Origin of the sequence: Acrocarpospora catenulata (genome assembly GCF_018476525.1) — a bacterium.
In the GTDB taxonomy this organism is placed as follows: Bacteria; Actinomycetota; Actinomycetes; order Streptosporangiales; family Streptosporangiaceae; genus Acrocarpospora; species Acrocarpospora catenulata.
On the sequence record NZ_JAHCST010000166.1, the window covers coordinates 1 to 854 of the forward strand.

Below are 854 nucleotides of genomic sequence, written 5' to 3' on the forward strand. Positions count from 1 at the left end.
CCCTCACCGACCAGCCACCGGCCCAGCACCGCCTTCTGCTGGTTACCACCCGACAACGTCTTGATCGGCCGGTTCGGGTCCGGCGGGCGGATGTCGAGGGCTTTGACCAGGCGTTCGGCCTCGGCGTTCTCCTGCCGGCGGTTCAGCCAGCCCAGCCGCGAGTAACGGCCCAGACTGGCCAGGGTGATGTTGCGGGCCACACTCTGATCCAGCAGCAGCCCCTGCGCCTTGCGCTCCTCCGGCGCCAACCCCATCCCCAACCGCACCGAACGAGAAGTGTCGCCCAGCTTGACCGGCTCCCCCCGCAAAACCACCGTCCCGGTGGCCTTACGCGCCCCGTACACCGCCTCCAGGATCTCCGACCGGCCCGAACCCACCAGACCCGCCAAACCGACGATCTCCCCCGCCCGCACGCTGAAGGACACACCGGCCACCATGCCGGGCACCGACAGGTTCTCCACCCGCAGCACCTCCTCGCCCAAGCCGCCGGTGGGGCGGGGCGGGAAGACATACTCCACATTCCGGCCCGTCATCAACGACACCACCGTCGCCGTCGGCGTGGTCCGGGCGGGCAACCCGACCGCTACCGTGCGGCCGTCCTTGAGCACGGTGACCCGGTCGCCGATCTCGCGGATCTCCTCCAGCCGGTGAGAGATGTAGATGACCGCCACCCCCTGACCGGTCAACTCCCGGATGATCCGGAACAGATTGGACACCTCGTCATGCGCCAACGCCGCCGAGGGTTCGTCCATCACGATCAGCCGGGCATCATGCGACAGCGCCCGCGCCATGGAGACCACCTGCTTACCGGCGGGCGACAGGCGGCCCACCTCGGTGCCCGGCCGGATCTCCCC

1 protein-coding gene is annotated in these 854 nt (G+C 69.4%); it reads right to left on the minus strand.

Annotated features, from left to right (window positions below; genetic code table 11):
* On the minus strand, positions 1-854 hold an 854-nt coding region (locus KIP79_RS46200), incomplete at both ends, for an ATP-binding cassette domain-containing protein (RefSeq protein ID WP_214111432.1).